The 18,954-nt window shown below is 38.3% G+C and carries 22 protein-coding genes; 16 read left to right on the top strand and 6 right to left on the bottom strand.

What is annotated here, in order from left to right:
- Positions 1 to 15: 15 nt before the first annotated feature.
- On the top strand, positions 16 to 498 hold the full coding sequence (locus AB657_RS02040) for a hypothetical protein (protein WP_047244977.1): 483 nt from the start codon (positions 16 to 18) through the stop codon (positions 496 to 498).
- Positions 499 to 760: 262 nt separating this feature from the next.
- Here the strand turns inward: AB657_RS02040 and AB657_RS02035 are convergent, their stop codons facing one another.
- The 4 genes from AB657_RS02035 to AB657_RS02020 all read right to left on the bottom strand — a co-directional run bounded on the left by AB657_RS02035 (position 761) and on the right by AB657_RS02020 (position 4,693).
- Positions 761 to 1,801, bottom strand: a complete 1,041-nt coding sequence (locus AB657_RS02035) for a c-type cytochrome (RefSeq protein ID WP_047244976.1) — start codon at positions 1,799 to 1,801, stop codon at positions 761 to 763.
- Positions 1,802 to 1,869: 68 nt separating this feature from the next.
- Positions 1,870 to 2,409, bottom strand: a complete 540-nt coding sequence (locus AB657_RS02030) for a DsrE family protein (RefSeq protein ID WP_047244975.1) — start codon at positions 2,407 to 2,409, stop codon at positions 1,870 to 1,872.
- A 26-nt stretch (positions 2,410 to 2,435) separates the two neighbouring features.
- Positions 2,436 to 3,413 carry a molybdate ABC transporter substrate-binding protein gene (locus AB657_RS02025; protein ID WP_198146859.1) on the bottom strand — a complete coding sequence of 326 codons (978 nt, stop codon included), beginning with the start codon at positions 3,411 to 3,413 and terminating at the stop codon, positions 2,436 to 2,438.
- A 380-nt stretch (positions 3,414 to 3,793) separates the two neighbouring features.
- A complete protein-coding gene (locus tag AB657_RS02020; protein ID WP_047244974.1) occupies positions 3,794 to 4,693 on the bottom strand; it encodes a LysR family transcriptional regulator in 900 nt (299 codons plus the stop codon).
- A gap of 227 nt (positions 4,694 to 4,920) precedes the next feature.
- Here AB657_RS02020 and AB657_RS02015 point away from each other — a divergent pair, with 227 nt between their 5' ends.
- From AB657_RS02015 to AB657_RS01955, 13 genes are all read left to right on the top strand, one after another.
- Positions 4,921 to 5,676: a YoaK family protein gene (locus AB657_RS02015; protein WP_047244973.1), complete on the top strand. Its 756-nt coding sequence runs from the start codon at positions 4,921 to 4,923 to the stop codon at positions 5,674 to 5,676.
- Positions 5,677 to 5,952: 276 nt separating this feature from the next.
- Entirely contained in the window at positions 5,953 to 6,480 is a 528-nt protein-coding gene (locus AB657_RS02010) for a sigma-70 family RNA polymerase sigma factor (protein WP_047244972.1), read from the top strand.
- A 144-nt stretch (positions 6,481 to 6,624) separates the two neighbouring features.
- The gene (locus AB657_RS02005; RefSeq protein WP_047244971.1) at positions 6,625 to 7,029 is read left to right on the top strand and encodes a DUF983 domain-containing protein; all 405 of its coding nucleotides are present in this window, start codon (positions 6,625 to 6,627) and stop codon (positions 7,027 to 7,029) included.
- The gene (locus tag AB657_RS02000) at positions 7,026 to 7,658 is read left to right on the top strand and encodes a Crp/Fnr family transcriptional regulator (protein WP_047244970.1); all 633 of its coding nucleotides are present in this window, start codon (positions 7,026 to 7,028) and stop codon (positions 7,656 to 7,658) included. The genes AB657_RS02005 and AB657_RS02000 overlap by 4 nt, the downstream gene beginning before the upstream one ends.
- A 73-nt stretch (positions 7,659 to 7,731) precedes the next feature.
- A complete protein-coding gene (locus tag AB657_RS01995) occupies positions 7,732 to 8,544 on the top strand; it encodes a sulfite exporter TauE/SafE family protein (protein WP_047244969.1) in 813 nt (270 codons plus the stop codon).
- Positions 8,545 to 8,691: 147 nt separating this feature from the next.
- Entirely contained in the window at positions 8,692 to 10,107 is a 1,416-nt protein-coding gene (locus AB657_RS01990; RefSeq protein WP_047244968.1) for an MBL fold metallo-hydrolase, read from the top strand.
- Positions 10,108 to 10,237: 130 nt separating this feature from the next.
- A complete protein-coding gene (locus AB657_RS01985; protein WP_047244967.1) occupies positions 10,238 to 11,647 on the top strand; it encodes an MBL fold metallo-hydrolase in 1,410 nt (469 codons plus the stop codon).
- A 16-nt stretch (positions 11,648 to 11,663) separates the two neighbouring features.
- Entirely contained in the window at positions 11,664 to 11,987 is a 324-nt protein-coding gene (locus tag AB657_RS01980; RefSeq protein ID WP_047244966.1) for a rhodanese-like domain-containing protein, read from the top strand.
- Positions 11,988 to 12,089: 102 nt separating this feature from the next.
- Positions 12,090 to 12,467: a rhodanese-like domain-containing protein gene (locus tag AB657_RS01975; RefSeq protein WP_047244965.1), complete on the top strand. Its 378-nt coding sequence runs from the start codon at positions 12,090 to 12,092 to the stop codon at positions 12,465 to 12,467.
- 160 nt (positions 12,468 to 12,627) lie between these two features.
- On the top strand, positions 12,628 to 13,290 hold the full coding sequence (locus tag AB657_RS01970; protein WP_047244964.1) for a peroxiredoxin: 663 nt from the start codon (positions 12,628 to 12,630) through the stop codon (positions 13,288 to 13,290).
- A gap of 97 nt (positions 13,291 to 13,387) precedes the next feature.
- A complete protein-coding gene (locus AB657_RS01965) occupies positions 13,388 to 13,735 on the top strand; it encodes a rhodanese-like domain-containing protein (protein ID WP_047244963.1) in 348 nt (115 codons plus the stop codon).
- 62 nt (positions 13,736 to 13,797) lie between these two features.
- On the top strand, positions 13,798 to 14,067 hold the full coding sequence (locus AB657_RS01960; protein WP_047244962.1) for a heavy-metal-associated domain-containing protein: 270 nt from the start codon (positions 13,798 to 13,800) through the stop codon (positions 14,065 to 14,067).
- On the top strand, positions 14,067 to 14,690 hold the full coding sequence (locus AB657_RS01955) for a Tll0287-like domain-containing protein (protein WP_052958599.1): 624 nt from the start codon (positions 14,067 to 14,069) through the stop codon (positions 14,688 to 14,690). Before AB657_RS01960 ends, AB657_RS01955 begins: the two co-directional genes overlap by 1 nt.
- 105 nt (positions 14,691 to 14,795) lie before the next feature.
- On the opposite strand, the gene AB657_RS01950 is transcribed toward AB657_RS01955, so the two are convergent.
- Entirely contained in the window at positions 14,796 to 15,677 is an 882-nt protein-coding gene (locus tag AB657_RS01950) for a sterol desaturase family protein (RefSeq protein WP_047244961.1), read from the bottom strand.
- 246 nt (positions 15,678 to 15,923) lie between these two features.
- Between AB657_RS01950 and AB657_RS01945 the strand changes: the two genes are divergently transcribed.
- Positions 15,924 to 16,130 (top strand): YgaP family membrane protein, encoded by a 207-nt coding sequence (locus AB657_RS01945; protein WP_047244960.1) that lies wholly within the window; start codon positions 15,924 to 15,926, stop codon positions 16,128 to 16,130.
- Between the two features lie 145 nt (positions 16,131 to 16,275).
- The gene (locus AB657_RS01940) at positions 16,276 to 17,583 is read left to right on the top strand and encodes an NAD(P)/FAD-dependent oxidoreductase (RefSeq protein WP_047244959.1); all 1,308 of its coding nucleotides are present in this window, start codon (positions 16,276 to 16,278) and stop codon (positions 17,581 to 17,583) included.
- A 25-nt stretch (positions 17,584 to 17,608) separates the two neighbouring features.
- Here the strand turns inward: AB657_RS01940 and AB657_RS01935 are convergent, their stop codons facing one another.
- On the bottom strand, positions 17,609 to 18,952 hold the full coding sequence (locus AB657_RS01935) for an OprD family outer membrane porin (RefSeq protein ID WP_198146858.1): 1,344 nt from the start codon (positions 18,950 to 18,952) through the stop codon (positions 17,609 to 17,611).
- Positions 18,953 to 18,954: the final 2 nt, after the last annotated feature.

Genomic DNA, 18,954 nt, shown 5'->3' with positions numbered 1-18,954 from the left:
TAAAATATTATAAAAATGGATTTAGGAACGACCATAATAGGTCTAATATGCATTGTAATATGCGCAATACCTTTTGTTTTAACAATTAGAGGAAAAAAGAAAAAAGAAAAACAATTGTTGGTTTCTCTCAAAGATTTAGCTAAACAACAAAATTGTGAAATAACCGAGTTTGATATTTGCGGTTTCTATGCCATTGGTATAGACAAAGCCAAGAATTTTGTTTTCTTTGTTTTTAAGAAAAAAGACCTCAGTAAGCAGCAATTTGTAGATCTATCCACAATCAAAAGTTGTAAAATAGCCAATATAGGCAAGTCTACTTCAAAAAACGGGAAAATAATAGAGCAACTACACTTGAATTTTAGCCCTATTGACGATAATAAAACCAACACTGTTTTTGAGTTTTACAACGTAGATGTAAATTACCAAATAAGTGGAGAACTAGAATCTATTAAAAAATGGAATACATTGATTAACAATGTGTTAAAAACAAGTAAATAAAGTTCTTATTAATAGCACATACATGTAAGCATAATCGGATTCGGCCTAACTTTTTATTTAAAACAGGTGCCGTATCCGCGAGTGCTTACATCTATCTTATTTTTAGAACAGATCATGGGCTTGGCACCTATAAAATTTATGGTACAACACTTGTCTAAAATTGAATCTATTCTTTATAAAAAAAGGGGAAAGCTAAGCTTTCCCCTTTTTTTCGCCCAAAATAAAGACAAATATCCTTATTATATGACCTAGACTTTTACCATTATTTTGTCTTTTTAATGTTGTATTTGTTCTTATAGTAGGCAATTATAGGAGGAAAAGGCCCAAATTTATGTTGCTCTGCCGAGAAATTATCGTCCCAAGGACCATAAGGAGTAGAAACGGGCTTTAACTTTCGGTCAGGAAAATCCTTTGTTTTATTCCTTTTTTCTGGACGCATAAAATTATTGATATATCCCGCAACGTGGTAAGCCTCCTCATCCGTCAATTTAGGCCTGTCTTTGGTAGCTTGGCCAAAAGGCATATTGGCCTTAATAAATTGTGCGGCCGTAAGTACCCTGTGCATCCCTGCCCCATCGTTATAACTATCTTGCCCCCATAAAGGAGGATATTGATACCCCATAGTGCCGTCGGGGAACTTTACCCCTTGTCCGTTTGCACCATGACAAAGGGCACATTCCATAGTATAGATGCTCTTTCCTTGTTCCAGGTCCACGGCCTCGGCGGGTATTTTCAAGGATACAAACCCCTTGTATTCCTTTATCCGTTCTTCGGGCATATCTTCGCCCAGCCATTCCATATAGGCCTTCATGGCCTGCATTTCCTTGGAATCCACCGGTAACTTTTTACCGTTCATGCTACGCTCAAAACACCCATTGATTCGATCCTCAATAGTACCAATGCTATTGGATCGTCCGCGAAAGGAAGGAAAGCGCTGGGTAACACCGATCCAGGAAGCAGCCCCTACCTGTGTTCCCGTTTTTAAATGGCAATTTTTACAGGCCAAATTGTTACCGGTAGACCGCATTTCGGAATCGGCCACTTCAGGCCCGAGAAACTTGGGCGTCTCGGTCAACAGATCGTAGCCATACTTTACATCATCGGGCATGTTTGCTATTGCCATTTCCTTGATTGGATCCTTTGGTCGCCATTCCGATGCTGTTTCGACGGCCAGCTCTTTAGTGTTAAAAACCTCTGGATGGGTCACATATACAATTAACCCCACGATCACCACAAGTATGGCCGAAGAAAGTGCAAGCACACCATAAATCAACCTTCTTATTTGATTTCTAAAATTTTCCACTTGATTAAAATTTCACGTTTATAATCTATTACACCTCACTGCATCTGAAACAACAGTGCTACCGATAGTTAGGGCATCAAAGCATAGCCCTTAAGCTGAAAAGTGGGGATATCTATGAGTGCAGAAAGACTAAAGGTGATGTATTTATTTATCTCGGTATCCGGATCGATATTGGCCTTGGCCACCGCTTGTCCGCAAACATGAAGCTGCACTCCGTGCTCTTTGAGTACCTTAAGAATATCGAGATTGGGGTTGGGTCTTCCTTTGATTTTTTGATAGGCTTCATTGGTAAGAACCGTAGGCGTGGCCCCACCATGTATAACCCCTACCAAATGAATATTCTTCTCCTTTACCCCTCCGGCCCTTAGAAGGTTGATAGTGCGGGCCATCTTCCATAAGCCGGCATTTACCCCGTCTATTTCCTTGTCCGTGGTAATATTGAACACAATTTTATAGTCCATATGTCTGTCTGGCTGCATGGCGACATCCTTATAATATTTGATCTTCCCGTAATTCTTGATTACTGGGTTTGTCCATTCTTGGGCTATTGCTTTATTGCCAACGATTGACAGCAAGCATATATAGATAATCGCTTTGATCTTTTGCATTGTTTTTTCTTTTATATCGTTCTCTATTATTTTACGGTGATGAATCCGTATTTTTTATAAATCGCCTGCCCCTTATCGGAGGTGAGAAATTCTATAAAGTCCTTTGCCGCTTCCGGATGCTGGGCATTTTTCATTTGTCCCACTACATAGGTGGCCCCGACATTGACATCGTTCGGTATGGTGACCATTTCCAAGGGATGGTCGGTTAATTGAGAATGATAAAACGCCTCACTGTACCACACCGGTCCGGCATCCGATCTGTTGTACATTATTGATAAGGGGGTCTCACGGTGGTGAATTGTAGTAAGATAGGTAGTGCCTTCGCCTACTTTCTCCTTCATAATCTTAGTTTTCAAGGCCTCTCCCCCCACATTTTCATAAGCTTTGGTGATGCGCCTTCCTATTCCTTCCCATTCGGGATTAGGCATGCTTACATTCACATCGGACCTTCCTAAATCCTGTAAACTATTAATATTCTTTGGGTTGCCCTTGCTCACCATAATGGCCAATCGATTTTTGGCATAGGCTTCGGTTCGCGAAAACCATCCGAGTGCCTCGTTTTTTTCAATACTTCCCTTACCGGCTGTTATCACATCCGGTTTTAATTGAATACGCATATTACCTAGCACTAGAACACCTGACTTCACCTGGCGTTCTTCTATGCCCGGTGGAATGGTCTCTGCAAATATCCTTTTGTACTTGGGATATTCGGTTTTAAAAGCATCCAGTAGTTCGGGCACTACCATGTATTGGTTGCCCGCAAAAAATACCACCAAATCCGGATTATTTATATCCCCATGAAAATCGGGGGCATTATCAATACCGTAGATCGTAAATGGTGTTCCTTCCTGTACCACATTATCCCATGGCGGGTCATATCTGTGATTATAGGGTTTTGAAACCTGGGCATGCACAACCTCCCCCAACAACACTAACCCACACAGACCCAGAACAAAACGGAGAGTCCTGATCATTTTTCCTTTTCCTTTTTTTCTACAATTCATTGTTTTCATTTTTAGATGGTTTTAATTTTTCAACATTAAATCGGTAATTGATTTCCCTTAGGACCAAGAACAATCATGCCTCCCCCATACACACCCAAACCATTCGGGCGTCTACAAAGACCTGGTCAAAAAAGAATCTTAAATCAGTTATGACGCTGCCCGACCCATAGGCAGCATAATGAGAATAGGTATTTAAAGGATGGCGCCAAAGCCCCTAGATACTAGAAATGGACCCACTGCACGAGAAAAGTGCAAATAAGTATAATTTAATCGCTATTTGTTCTGTGAGTCGTATCATTGCATCCATCAAATACATTGTTATTATTCGATGTAAAAGTAGCAGTGCTTGTCTGGGCAAACAAATGATAAAAAAGCATATATTATAACAATATGTTATAATGATATCGTATAAAATCGAGAAATAAATTGGAAAGTGCCGAATGGTGCCCTTGTTTAAAGATATAATAAAAGTCGCGTTCCAAAGAGAGTCCGGTAACATCTACAATGCCCAATTCCCCCGACTTCAGTTCCTTTAATATCGTATTAACACTAAGAAAAGCCATACTGCGGTCATCACCTAGGTACGATTTGATGCTTTCAGAGCTACCCAAGCGCATTTCAACAGTAAGGTCATTGTAAACAATACCTACCTTTCTCAATTCTTGAAGAATTATTTCTAAGGTTCCCGAACCCTCTTCCCTGAGCACCAAGGGCTGGGTTTTCAAGTCTTGGGGAACAATCGTATTTGCATTGAACAAAGGGTGCCCTGCCCCCACCACAGGAACAATTTCATCCTTTAAAAAAGGTTGGTAGGCCAATTCACGATTCTTTGAACGCCCCTCGATAAAGCCCAGCTCCGCATTAGATTCAAGCACTGCTTTTTCAACATCTTCCGTGTTGGCACTGATCAAGCTTACTTTAACCTTGGGGTACTGTCTATGAAATTTGGCCAAGACCACTGGCAACACATATTGTGCAACAGTGGTACTGGCGGCAATACGTAGAATACCCTCTGTTCTATCGACCAAGGCGTTCATGTCAAACTCCAATTCCTTATACTCTTGCAAGATCCTCTTTGAATGGTTATACAACAAGTTGCCTGCTTCCGTAAGTGCTATGCTGTTACCCTTTCTTTCAAACAATTTTTGACCAAAATGATCTTCGATCTGCCTAATATGTCTTGTTATTGCCGGTTGGGTAATATGGAGCTCCTCAGCCGCCCTGGAAAAGGACAACCTATTGGCCACGGTAAAAAAGACACGTATTCTATAGTCAAACATTATAAGCAAAATTAATACTAAAACTCGATATAGAGATCTAAATACAAAGCATTAGCATATAAACACTATAAATTCTAACATACCGACCTATGGCTCCTATGGCTATTTACATTCCTGCAGCAAAATTATAACTTCATATAAACAACTTATTGTTCTAGAAGCCAAAATCTTTTTGCTTATACGTACCTTTGTTTCCGATTTTAAAAAATCGCATTAAATGCTATCGCATGTTTAGACATCAAGGTAAGAGCAGAACTTTAGAACACAATCTTCGTATTGCTACCGTATTATCTTTTGTTGCCGGAATCGTTAACGTAACAGGATTTTTGGCCTTTAATCAATTAACGACCAATGTAACGGGCCACTTTGCCCTATTTATATATGACGTTGCCAATTTTGAGTTTTGGAAAGGCACTGTTTATTTTCTCTATATTTTCTCTTTCTTGATCGGTTCTTTTACATCAAGTCTACTAATAGAGAAATATAAAGAAAACAAAAGGCTCAACGTTTTTGTAATACCTACCATATTGGAATCCTTAATTTTAATATCTATCGGGGTTCTAAGCAATCTACTTATCATAGAATCGGCCAACCTGATTATTTGCTTACTACTTTTCGCTATGGGCCTACAAAACTCTTTTGTTACCAAAATTTCTAATGCCGTAGTCAGAACAACACACTTAACTGGTCTTTTTACCGATTTGGGTATCGATATTTCCCAACTCTTTTTTAAAAAGCTACGTTTGCAAAGAGAAAAACTTAAATCGAATATTAAACTGCGTATTTTTATTATTGCGTTCTTTTTTGCCGGTGGATTGGTAGGCGGTTTTTTCTATTCTGAAGCGAATATTAAATTGAACACCCTAATCATAGGGGCGCTCATATTGCTTGCAAGTTTGTTTTATGATGATTTTAGATACAAAGTCATCAAAACCAAAAGAAAATACACCCAACGTAAAACCGTGCATCAGTTTGAGAATTAAGATGAATAGCGGAAAACACCTATAGGACCTTTACATTCTGTAAAAAAACAGAAATTCATGTATCTTTTTTAATGTTTTCGAGTCTACTTAACAAACGTTAAAATTATATCCATATGAATAATTGTAAATGCACAAACTGTGACTGCACAAAATGCAATTGTAAAAATTGCCTGGAAAACAACTGTAATTGTGCCAAATGTGAATGTGATAAATGTAGTTGCTGTTAAATCTATTGAAGGCCAGTTTTGATACTGGCCTTTTTTTTAATTTTAAGTTATGAAAACGCAAAGCATATGGGACCATCATAAAGACGAACTATACTTCTTTATTCTAAAAAAGATAAAGAACAAAACCGTTACCAATGATATTTTTCAAAACACCTTCTTAAAAATCCATAAAAATCTTCCCAATCTTAAAGATGAAGATAAAATAAAGGCCTGGGTCTTTCAGATTGCCAGAAACGAGATAATTAATTACATAAACAAAGAATCGGTATACACCGATGAAACCTCTGTTGTACAAAAGGTCGACAAACATGACTACCAAGACATCTGTTGTTTTGATAAATTCATCAACGATCTTCCTCCTATATATGAAGAGGTTATAGAACTGGTTTACATAAAAGGGTACAAACAAAAAGAGGCTGCAAAAATTTTAGATATAAGCTTGGCCAATGTAAAAGCAAGAATACGAAGGGCCAAAGATATCTTGAAACAGAACTTTAATGAATGTTGCAAATATGAATTTGATAAAAATGGCTTGTTAACGGGAGAGCCCAATTGCTCTATATGCAAAACGGTTTAAACCCTTTTAAACACCTAAAAACAAGATTCGCATGACTACCACACAAAAACCGCTATTATTTCACACATACCGTTTTGGTCTTTTGTAACATTTGTTACTAATACTAGACCTGCCTTCCCTTACTTTTGAAATAAAATTTTAAATATGTTCGGCAAAGGCTCTAAATTATACAGTATTATATTCATCAAATGTCCCAGATGTCATGAAGGCGCATTTTTAGAAGCAAATCCCTATAAATTAAGTAACTTTAACAAGGTAAAGGAGCGTTGCCCCAAATGTGGATTAAAATATAGCATTGAACCAAGTTTTTATACCGGTAGTATGTATGTTTCATATGCAGTAGGTGTGGCAGTAGCGGTGGCTGTATATGTGCTAACCCTTATTTTTAGGTTAGATCTGTCCATTGCCGGTCTTTTTGGCTTGATCGTTATAACATTGATATTGACCATGCCTTGGATCGCTGCCGTATCAAAAATTATTTGGGCAAACTTCTTTTTTAAGTATGATAAAAAAATAGCGGAAAAAGTTAAGTCACAACAAATAAAATGATACAAGAGCTAAAAGCAAGTTATGGTCATATTTTCGAGGAGGCACTTATCAATGAAATAATTCAGGTAGGCACATACAAAGAAATTCCGGAAGGCTACAAATTAATGGACATTGGCGAATATATTAAAGGCATGCCCTTATTAATTTCGGGAGCCATTAAGGTGCTTCGCGAAGACAATGATGGTGATGAACTGTTGCTTTACTACCTAGAGCAGGGAGACACCTGTTCTATGACGCTCACCTGCTGTATGGGCGATGCCAAAAGTGAGATCAGGGCCATCGCCGAAACGGATACCAAACTCATCATGGTGCCTGTTCAAAAAATGGAAGAATGGACAGCTAAATACAAATCTTGGCGTAATTTTATTTTCAACAGTTACCATAACCGCTTAAACGAACTGTTGACCACCTTAGATAGTATCGCCTTTGACAAAATGGATATGCGCCTGATCGGATACCTTAAAGAAAAAGCGCGCATCAACAAAGAGGACACCATTCAAAATACCCATCAAGAAATTGCCTATGACCTACATACCTCTAGAGTGGTCATCTCTAGATTACTGAAAAAATTGGAGCAAATGGGCAAAATAGAACTACACCGAAACCATATTAAAATATTAGATTTATAAATACTATGTAACCATTGTTACTGCCTAGCTTCTGTAGGCCAAATAGCTTTGTACTGTATCAAAGTAAAACGGCATGGAAGTTATAGAGATATTTGGTTACATAAGCGCACTGATCATTGGAATATCATTAGGCCTCATAGGTGGTGGGGGATCCATACTGGCGGTACCTGTACTTGCTTACCTATTCTCCATAAACGAAAAGGCCGCCACGGCATATTCCCTTTTTATTGTAGGAACCAGTGCCTTGGTCGGTGGTTGGAAACAACACCTAAAAGGTTATGTAGACTGGCGTACTGCCGTTGTTTTCGGCATCCCTGCAATTATAGGGGTTACCATTGTACGGCACTATGTTATTCCCATACTTCCCGATACTCTTTTTAACCTAGGCGACTTTGAATTTACCCGACGTATGGCCATGTTCGGACTTTTTGCCGTGTTAATGATACCTGCGGCGTTTTCTATGCTAAAAACAAAAAAAGAGATTAAAAACAAAACCAGTGGCAAGGTCAAATATAACTACCCTTTGATCTTGGCCGAAGGTTTAATGGTCGGTGGCATTACCGGTATGATCGGTGCCGGAGGGGGATTTTTGATCATTCCCGCATTGGTAATTCTTGCCAATGTAGAAATGAAAGTGGCCGTAGGTACTTCGTTGATAATAATCGCCATTAAATCATTAATGGGATTCTTTTTGGGAGATGCCCTTACCATGGATATCGACTGGCAATTTTTAGGCCTTTTTACCAGTCTTTCCCTAATAGGAATCTTTATTGGCAGCTATATAGGTAACTTCATAGACGGTAATAAACTAAAAAAAGGCTTTGGTTATTTTATACTGGTAATGGCGGCCTTTATATTTTATATGGAATTTTTTGTAGAACGATAAATACATTTCCAAATCCATACTTTCTACATAAACAACATTCTGTTTCTCTTGTTTTTTATACAATTTTAACAACCTTATGTGACATAAGTCACAGAATTACAGTTCTTCTATAAGTAATTTTAGCCCATAAACCTTAAACGAACAATTATGAAAGTAGAACAGATTTATACAGGATGTTTGGCACATGCGGCCTATTATATTGAAAGTAAAGGTGAAGCAGCAGTATTTGACCCATTAAGGGAAGTACAGCCATATATTGATAGAGCCCAAATAGATAATGCCGAGATAAAATATGTTTTTGAAACACATTTTCATGCCGATTTTGTAAGCGGCCATTTAGATTTAAGAAAAAAGGCCGGTGCCGAAATTGTTTTTGGTCCGGGTGCAAAACCTGCATACGAAGCCACTATCGCCCAAGACGGTCAAATATTTGAAGTCGGCGATTATAAGGTCAAGGCCATTCATACACCGGGGCACACTATGGAAAGTACCACCTATTTGCTCATAGATGAAAATGGCAAAGAGCATGGTATCATTACAGGCGATACCTTATTTATCGGGGATGTTGGAAGACCAGATCTTGCACAGCACGTAGTATCCGAACTGACCCAAGAAAAGCTTGCGGCACACTTATATGATTCACTACGAAATAAAATTATGCCCTTGAGCGATGATTTAATAGTCTATCCAAACCATGGAGCAGGTTCTGCCTGTGGTAAAATGATGAGCAAGGAAACGACCGATACGCTTGGCCATCAGAAAAAAGTAAATTATGCCCTAAGGGCCGATATGACTAAAGAAGAGTTCATTAAAGAACTTTTGACAGGCCTTACGACTCCACCAGGGTACTTTCCCCAAAATGTTCTCATGAATATTAAAGGATATGAAAGTTTAGACAAAATAATGGATAGGGCAACCAAAGCCCTTAGGCCGGACGAATTTGAAGTAGTCGCAAACGAAACAGGAGCTTTAATGTTGGACACCCGTGATGCTTCCGATTTTGCCAAAGGTTTTGTCCCCAACAGTATTAATATTGGACTCGATGGCAATTTTGCGCAATGGGTAGGTGAAATGATTCCCGATGTAAAACAAGAAATATTATTGATTACCTATCCAGGTAAAGAGCAAGAGGCGATTACGCGTTTATCTAGAGTAGGCTATGACGGTACCGTAGGATATTTAAAAGGAGGTTTCCAATCTTGGAAATCATCTGGAAAAGACTTTGAAACTACCGACCGTATTACCGCAGAAGACCTAGAAAAAGCCATAAAAAGCGAACAACCATTGATTATCGATGTACGTAAGAAAAGTGAATTTGATTCTGAACATATTATAGGGGCCATTAATGTGCCTCTTAACGAAATCAACAAGCATTTGGCCCAGTTTCCAAAAGACAGGACCTTTATCTTGCATTGTGCCGGTGGGTACCGTAGTATGATCGCCGCCTCTATTTTAAAACAGAGGGGTTGGTCCGACTTTGCGGATGTTATAGGTGGTTTTGACGACATCTCTAAAACAGACACTCCCAAATCGGAATACGTTTGTCCGACTACATTGTTATAATCTTTAAAACAACAATTTTAGCGCCCTGTAAAACCTACAGGGCGTTCTTGTTTATAAGCAATGTAACCATTGTTACCGTTTTAGTTAATTGCAATTCGTAATTTTGTGTTGTAATTAAAAATGTGTCCTAATGAAAGTTGAACAAATTTATACAGGTTGTCTTGCACAAGGTGCCTATTATATAGAGAGCAAAGGTGAAGTTGCCATAATCGATCCTTTACGCGAAGTACACCCCTATATTAAAAGAGCCAAGTTAGACGATGCCAAGATCAAATATATTTTTGAGACACATTTTCATGCAGATTTTGTAAGTGGTCATGTTACGTTGGCAAAAGAAACGGGAGCTCCCATTATATATGGCCCAAACGCCAATCCTTCTTTCGATGCTATTATTGCCGAAGACAACCAGGAGTTTAAATTAGGGGACCTTACCATTAAGGTTTTACATACCCCTGGCCATACCATGGAAAGCACCACCTATTTGTTGAAAGATGAAAATGGAAAAGACTACGCTATATTTAGTGGAGATACACTTTTCTTAGGTGATGTAGGTAGACCCGACCTTGCACAAAAAATGGGGGAATTAACAGAGAGAGACCTTGCCGGTTATTTATATGACAGCCTTAGGGAAAAAATAATGCCCTTGGCAGATGATGTAATCGTATATCCGGCCCATGGAGCCGGTTCCGCCTGCGGAAAAAATATGATGAAAGAAACGGTGGATACCTTGGGCAACCAGAAAAAAATGAACTATGCCTTAAGGGCAGATATGACCAAAGACGAATTTATCGAGGAAGTAATAGAAGGATTACTGCCTCCACCACAGTATTTTCCGTTGAACGTAAAAATGAACAAAGAGGGGTACGAGGATATAAAAACGGTATTAGAACGTGGTACCAGAGCCCTTTCTCCCAAAGAATTTGAAGCTGCGGCCAATGAGACCGGCGCCATTGTGTTAGATGTTAGACATCAAGACGATTATGCAAAAGGCCATATACCCCGCTCTATCTTTATAGGATTGGATGGTAGCTTTGCCCCTTGGGTAGGTGCTTTGATCGCCGATGTACAACAACCTATTTTATTGGTAACCCCAAATGGTCTGGAAGAAGAAGCCGTTACAAGACTATCAAGAGTTGGTTTCGATAATACCTTAGGATACTTAAAAGGTGGATTCGATGCCTGGAAAAAAGCATCAATGGAATACGATACAGTAAGCCAGGTAAATTCAGAAGAGCTTAAAGATGCCATAGAACAAGAAAATGCGATAGTATTCGATGTTAGAAAACCAAGCGAATACTTATCGGAACATGTATTAACTGCACATAATACCCCTCTAGATTTCTTGAACGACCATTTATCGGAGTTTCCCGAAAACAAACCCTTTTATGTGCATTGCGCCGGCGGATATAGAAGTATGATCGCAAGCTCTATCTTAAAAAGTAGAGGAATACATAATCTAATAGACGTTACAGGTGGATTCAAGGAAATAAAAGAATCCGGTATTCCGGTTTCTAATTACGTTTGTCCGTCTACTCTATAAAAAACAATTGTTATAAATGAAAAATGTAGATCAGAACGAGTGGCAATCACTCATAGAAAAGGATGAAAATGCCGTTGTAATCGACGTTAGAACACCAAATGAATGGATGGAAGGTGTTCAAGAAAATGCCTTATTGATAAATGTCATGGATCCTGCAAAATTTGAAGAGGCTGCCAAGAACTTGGATAAAACCAAGAACTATTACGTGTATTGCCGAAGTGGGCAAAGAAGCCTTAGAGCTTGCCACCTGTTGGAAGCAACTGGTATTGCCAATACATACAACCTATTGGGAGGTATGTTGGAATGGCAAGGGAAAACCGTTATTCCTGATATTGATTAATTTTAACAAGTGAATTGTATAAAGAGTACATATCTTTTATCCAGTTTCACAAAAAACCGGTTTTTCTCTTTAAACAACACTATTCATAAAAACACTTTTGAAATGAGAAACATTGCAATACTACTTTTCTTAATAACAGTAATTTCCTCTTGCCATTCGCAAAGCGATAAACAAGTACAAATTATCGATATAGAAACATTGAAATCGGAAGCTATAGGTAAAGATGTTCAATTGGTGGATGTAAGAACTCCCGAAGAATATAATGCGGGGCATATAGATGACGCCATAAACATAAATGTTTTGGACGCCGAAACCTTTAACAAAAAGGTGCAGTCATTAGACAAGGAAAAACCTGTTTATGTTTATTGCAAAGTGGGAGGTAGAAGTAACAAGGCAAGCCAAATATTAAAAGAATTAGGTTTTAAGGCCATTTACGATTACGCTGGTGGCTACACCGAATGGAATGCCAAAAACAAATAGCTCCCATTAAAATTCGTTAGCACAAACTAAACTCTAGTATTATAAAAAAAGGCCCTATATAGGGCCTTTTTTTATGGGTTTTCTTTAACACGTTATGTAACCTAAGTTACTGTGCTTAAGTGTAAAGACAGGTATCTTTATGGTATAAAACATAAACAATATGGAAACACTAGATAACAATGAAGTAACAGTAATGCCAAGAATTGGAGACAAGGCTCCCGATTTTGTGGCCAATACTACCAAGGGTAAAATAAAATTATCGGATTATGCCAAGGATAAATGGATTGTAATGTTTTCACATCCGGCAGATTTTACGCCGGTATGTACAACAGAGATGAGTGGTTTTGCCACCAGAAAACCAGAGTTTGATGCTTTGAACACCGAGCTCCTAGGGCTCAGCATAGACAGTGTACATGCACATTTGGGATGGGTACAAAACGTTCGCGAGAATACCGGGGTATATTTTGATTTTCCTATTATCGCTGATTTGGACATGAAAATATCCAAGTTATACGGTATGTTGCAACCAAACGAAAGCGAAACCTCTGCAGTTAGGGCGGTCTTCTTTATAGACCCCGATAAAAAAATAAGACTCATTATGTACTACCCACTTAACGTAGGTCGTAATATGGATGAAATTCTAAGGGCGCTAGAAGCTCTTCAAACGTCTGACAAGTATAAGGTTGCGATGCCTTTAGATTGGAAAAAGGGCGATAAAGTAATTGTTTCGCCACCTAAAACCTTAGATGAGCTAAATGCAAGATTGGCCGATGATACTGTAGAGAAGGTAGACTGGTATCTGGCAAAGAAAAACTTAAATTAGAATTGTTTTTATTTGGTTGGTTATGGAAGAAAACGGTCTTTTTAAACTGGGCCGTTTTCTTTTTTTAAGTTATTTTTTCACTTAACATAATATACATATGTCATTTTTTTCATCCCTTTTTAAATCAAAATCGTCAGAAAATATCAATATTCTGAACGCAGAAGAGTTTCAAAATGAAATTAAAAACAAGAAAGTACGATTGGTAGATGTACGAACCTCTGGGGAGTATAATTCCGGTCACATAAAAAATGCGGTCAACGTTGATTTCTTTAACAGAACGGCATTTCAAAAATTCTTTAGTAAATTAAATAAAGAGGAACCTATATATCTTTATTGTCGATCAGGCAACCGAAGCCGAAAAGCTGCGTATATGTTAGAAAAAATGGGTTTTACCTCTCTAACAGATTTAAAAGGAGGGTATATGGCTTGGCAAAGAAACCAATAAGCCACTATTTTGTAGCATTCAATTAAACGTATAAGATTATTAACAGCATTTAAACATACACTATGAAAACATCCATTATTGTTCAAAATTTAAAATGTGGCGGATGCGCTAGTACTATCATTACCAAATTGGCAACAGTACCCAATATTTCGGATGTGACCGTTGATGTTAACTCTTCTGTGGTTTCGTTCGACTGTAACGAACCAGAAGATGCCCTATTGGTAAAAGAAAGATTAAAAGATATTGGATACCCATCGGTAGATGCCGAAAACACGGTTTTTACCAAGGCCAAATCTTTTGTAAGTTGTGCAACCGGAAAAATTTCGAAATAATGAAAAATATTCTAAAAATAGCCGTAATCGTTTTGATACTTGCCAGTTGTAAAAACGTTGAAAAAAAACAGCTCGATGAGTCGCCCGTTGAAGACCAACAAACACTGCACGATAGCAATGTGGATAACAGCGATAGTGTAAACTACCAAGAAATAGGTATGAAATATGCCACTAGCACACAGAAACAATTGGGGAAAAACCTAATTGCGGCCATTCAAGAGAAAGGTACCTTGGGAGCCGTAAAGTTCTGTAATATACAAGCCTATCCCATTACCGATAGTATGGCTACGGTTCACCATGCCGTTATAAAAAGGGTTTCAGACAAGCCTAGGAACCCAAATAATAAGGCCAATGCAAAAGAACTGGAACATATAGCGTATTTTAAAAGTAGTATTGCCGAAGGTAAAGAATACAGTCCTATTGTGGAAGAAGAAGGCGATGTTGTCAAGTTTTACGCTCCGTTGATCACCAATGCCATGTGCCTGCAATGCCATGGAAAACCAAACAGCGATATACAACCAGAGGTAATGACTTCGTTGCAACAACTGTATCCGAACGATTTGGCCACTGGGTATTCTGCGAACGAAGTGCGCGGAATTTGGTCCATTACTTTTGAAAAGTAAAACCCTTATAAAGACAATCACAAAAGGGTAGGATATATTAAAAATGCCCCCTACCCTAGTCGTTATCAACTTTCAAAGAAATGACCGGAACCTATTTAGTCTCGGTCATTTCTTTTTGTTCTTTCTGAACCCGTAAACCAGTTGTCCGAAAAAATCTTTGGGCAATTCCTCGTCACCAGGATATCCTAATTGTATAGTTCCACTATCTTCCGGTACATAGTTCGTTTTAAATATATAATCCCATAAACTAAGGCTTATTCCGAAATTGACACCATGGGTATTGCCTTCTGGCAAATCATAGGCATGGTGGTACAGGTGCATTACAGGATTATTTAATATATATTTTAATGGCCCCCATGTTATCTTGATATTCGAATGGTTGAAATGACCTATGGCAATGGCCATAAAATGAACAATATACGCTTGCTCGGGTTCAAACCCACCTAAAATCATGACACCAAAGGTCTTTAAGGGTTTATAAAGAATGTTTTCCATCCAGTGATATCTTAAATGGGCAGCAAAACCCATTTCCTTTACACTGTGGTGTACCTGGTGAAACCTCCAAAGAACAGGATATCGGTGTAGAAGTACATGGGTAAACCATTGTACAAAATCCAATACTATAAAAAACACCAATAACTGAAGTCCCATTGGCCACCCCGAAATATCCACTATGGACAAACTTTTGGCCGTAATGCCCATATCGTTAAAAAGAACTTGCAATACCTTATAAAACCCGCTAATTACGATGGCAAACAAGAAAAAATTGAAGAACATATAAAACGCATCCAACCAAAAATCTTTTCTGAATACCCCCTGTTCTTTACGCCATGGAAACAAAATTTCTAAAAACCATACGAACAACGAAATTGCGATTAGGCCCCAAAAGTAATTTGTGTACCAGGGCACCTCAAACAAAATAGATTTCCAAGTCCATTGAACCGTTCCTAAAAAAGCATTTATAAATGCGTCTATATACTCTTTCATTCAAATTAAATTAAAAATCAAAGTTACCCTTTCACTTTAAATTATAGAGTAACAATTGTTACAATCCAAAACTCTTAAAAACAATAGATTGGTTTCCTAACATTTATCATATTCTACTATATATCAGTTACCTACCTTTAAAAAATCTTTTCTATACAAGAACGTTGTTTTTAATTACTTGTTCTGACTATACGGGGCGGTAACTGTAATGAACATAATGATTGAATTTATAAATAACCATTTACTATGAAAAAAAACATGAGCGGTACCGACCGCACCATTAGAATTATCGTTGCCTTGGTCGTAATAAGTCTATATTACTTAAAAATAATCGACGGAACATTAGGCAATATACTCATAGCGCTATCCGCTATATTTTTGTTTACCAGTTTTATCGGCTTTTGTCCTCTCTATTCGGTATTCGGTATAAAATCCGATAAAAGCAAAGAGTAATATTCTCTTTAAAGATAAAACGCACTACGGTCTGCTTATTTACACATAGGCAGACCGTTTTCACAATAAAAGCTTATGTAACAAAAGTTACAGTATTAATAAATTTTTACATCTAAATTTATAAGATTGATAAAAAATTAATACAATGAGCACACATCATCAAATTTTAATTATTGGCGGTGGTACGGCCGGCATCATGGTCGCATCTCAACTAATAAAACAAAAAAAGGCAAAAGATGTTGCCATAATCGAACCGGCAGATACGCATTACTATCAACCCGCTTGGACCTTGGTCGGTGCAGGGGCTTATAATTTTGAAAAAACAGCTAGACCCATGTCTTCTGTAATGCCCAAGGGAGCTACCTGGATCAAGGATAGGGCCACGGGTTTTGACCCCGACAAAAACTTGGTACATACTGCTAACAAAGGCGACATCACTTATGACTATTTGGTAGTAGTACCCGGTTTGGCCTATGATTTTAGTTTGGTGCCAGGTTTAGGTGAAGCAATGGATAAAGGCGTTGTCTGTAGCAACTACACAAACCCTAAGCATACTTGGAACGTTATAAAAAACTTTAAAGGCGGCACCGCCCTTTTTACACAGCCCACAACCCCCATAAAATGTGGTGGAGCACCCCAAAAAATAATGTATTTGGCCGAAAGCTACTTTAGAAAAAGTGGTGTCCGCAAAAAAACGGAAGTCGTGTTCGCCACGAGTGGCACTGTCATTTTCGGTGTTAAGAAAATCGCCAAAACTTTAATGCAGGTGGTTGATAGAAAAGATATTAATCTAAGGTTTTACCATAAATTGGTGGCCGTAGATGCCGACAAACAAATTGCATGGTATAAACTTGGAAAAGACATCACGGCAGGTGGTTGTGTAGTAATGGCTGGAGAAGACGATGAAGACCGACTAGACGATTCTTTCCAATATAATTATAAAGATGTTAAAGTAACGGTAGATGGAGACCGGTATGGCATACATTACGATATGTTACACACCGCCCCCCCTTCGGTAGCCCCTAAATTTGTCAGAGACTCCGTTTTAGTGAACGAGGCCGGATGGTTAGACGTTAACCACCAGACAATGCAACACAATAAATTTCCAAATGTTTTTGGTCTCGGGGATGTAGCTGCCCTCCCCACCGCGAAGACCGGGGCGGCCATAAGAAAACAGGTACCTATTGTTGTGGACAATATTGACCTGTTGATAAAGCACCATAAATTGGGCAACAAGTCATATAATGGCTATTCTTCTTGTCCGTTGGTAACCGACTATGGTAAAATGGTACTCGCGGAGTTCGATTACAACAATAACTTTACTCCCGACCCTAAATTGAAACGAATGCTCATTTCAGATTCATCAAAAGAACATTGGCGATTATGGATGCTCAAGAAATATGGACTGCCCTATCTTTATTGGAACAAAATGATGAAAGGCAAAGACGTTTAATGTATCTAGAAATTACAGGAATCTGTTAAAAGTTGTAATTTAAGATAAGATCTATATGAAACATATCGGTCTTATTAATATAAAAATTAGGGTTGTCGGGGATATCGCCGTTTGCAAGCTTTGAAGTCAACAATAGCTCTGGCTTTAAATGCTTTATGCTTTTAAAATTAAAGAAAAGGTCCAGATTGATATGGGTGTAATCGGGCACGGCATATTTGTTTAAATCCGCATTGGTCACCTCTGGTTTCCAATGCCTTCCTACACTTAAAATGGATGTAAGGCCCATTTGGTCTTTGCACACTAGAAAGTTGGTCTTGAAATTAAGAACCAGGGCGTCATTATTGGCAGAGCCCTCGCTTCTTTCCCTTTTTTGAAAACTAAAAAGATCTTCTCTTCCCCATTCGCGTGGCGAAATAAACTGCCCATGCGGCATTATTTTATCATAGGAGATAGAAATCATAGATTTTTTCCATTTATAATTTAATCGCACCCCGAATATATCCGAGGAATTTTGGTCAAAATAACGACGCGATTCTATGGTATTACCCCCATTGCCCACCCTGTTCTGGTGTAACCATTCAAGATCAACAACTATTTTCGGAGTTATCGAATAACTAGGTCTAATATATAGACTATTGTATATATTATCAACGTAATAGTTCCAAACATCCATCTGAACCGCTTTCAAAACCTTCATATTGGCATTGAGCAATACTATAAAATCAGAATCTGTATTATTGGCATATTCGTTATCGTTACCATCTCTATTTCTACCTACGGGGTAAGTTCCGATGCTTTCCCCAATAGTAAAGAACTTACCTGTGGATCGTGGGGCAATCCGGTTTACTACCCCGGCCTGAAAAAAGAACTCTTTCTTTACATTCTGTTTGTACCATACCCCTTGAACCAAAGTAGGGATCATTCTTCCATCTTGGGGATTGATCAAAGGGGTATTTATTTTCATGCGCCCCACCGTAAATTCATGATTCGGCAATTTGTATTTAACATACAGCTCCCCTAGTAGAAAAACAGCATCGTTAGAAAGATCCAACCTATCATACAAACCTTCTTCGTACCTACTTATCTTGCCCGTCGAGGCATCTGCAACGGTTAGGTCTTGAACTCCCAAATTTGTAGAATTATATAAGGCAGCACCAAATTGAAATTTCTTATTTAGTAGAAATCGATATTTAATATTTCCGCCTGTGGCAAGCGCATTAAAATCTTTTAAACTGCTTTTATTAAAGGTTGTCATATAATAGGTTCTCCATTGTCCCGATAATTTGCTCTTACTAACAGGCTCTTCCGAAGCCTGTGAAAAAACGATAAAGGGCAGTAACCACCATAGAAAAAACAAGTTTCGTATCAAGT

It is taken from the genome of Maribacter thermophilus, from assembly GCF_001020565.1.
GTDB lineage: Bacteria > Bacteroidota > Bacteroidia > Flavobacteriales > Flavobacteriaceae > Maribacter > Maribacter thermophilus.
The sequence above is the reverse complement of the archived record's forward strand: the minus strand, read 5'-3'. Positions and strand labels throughout refer to the sequence as shown.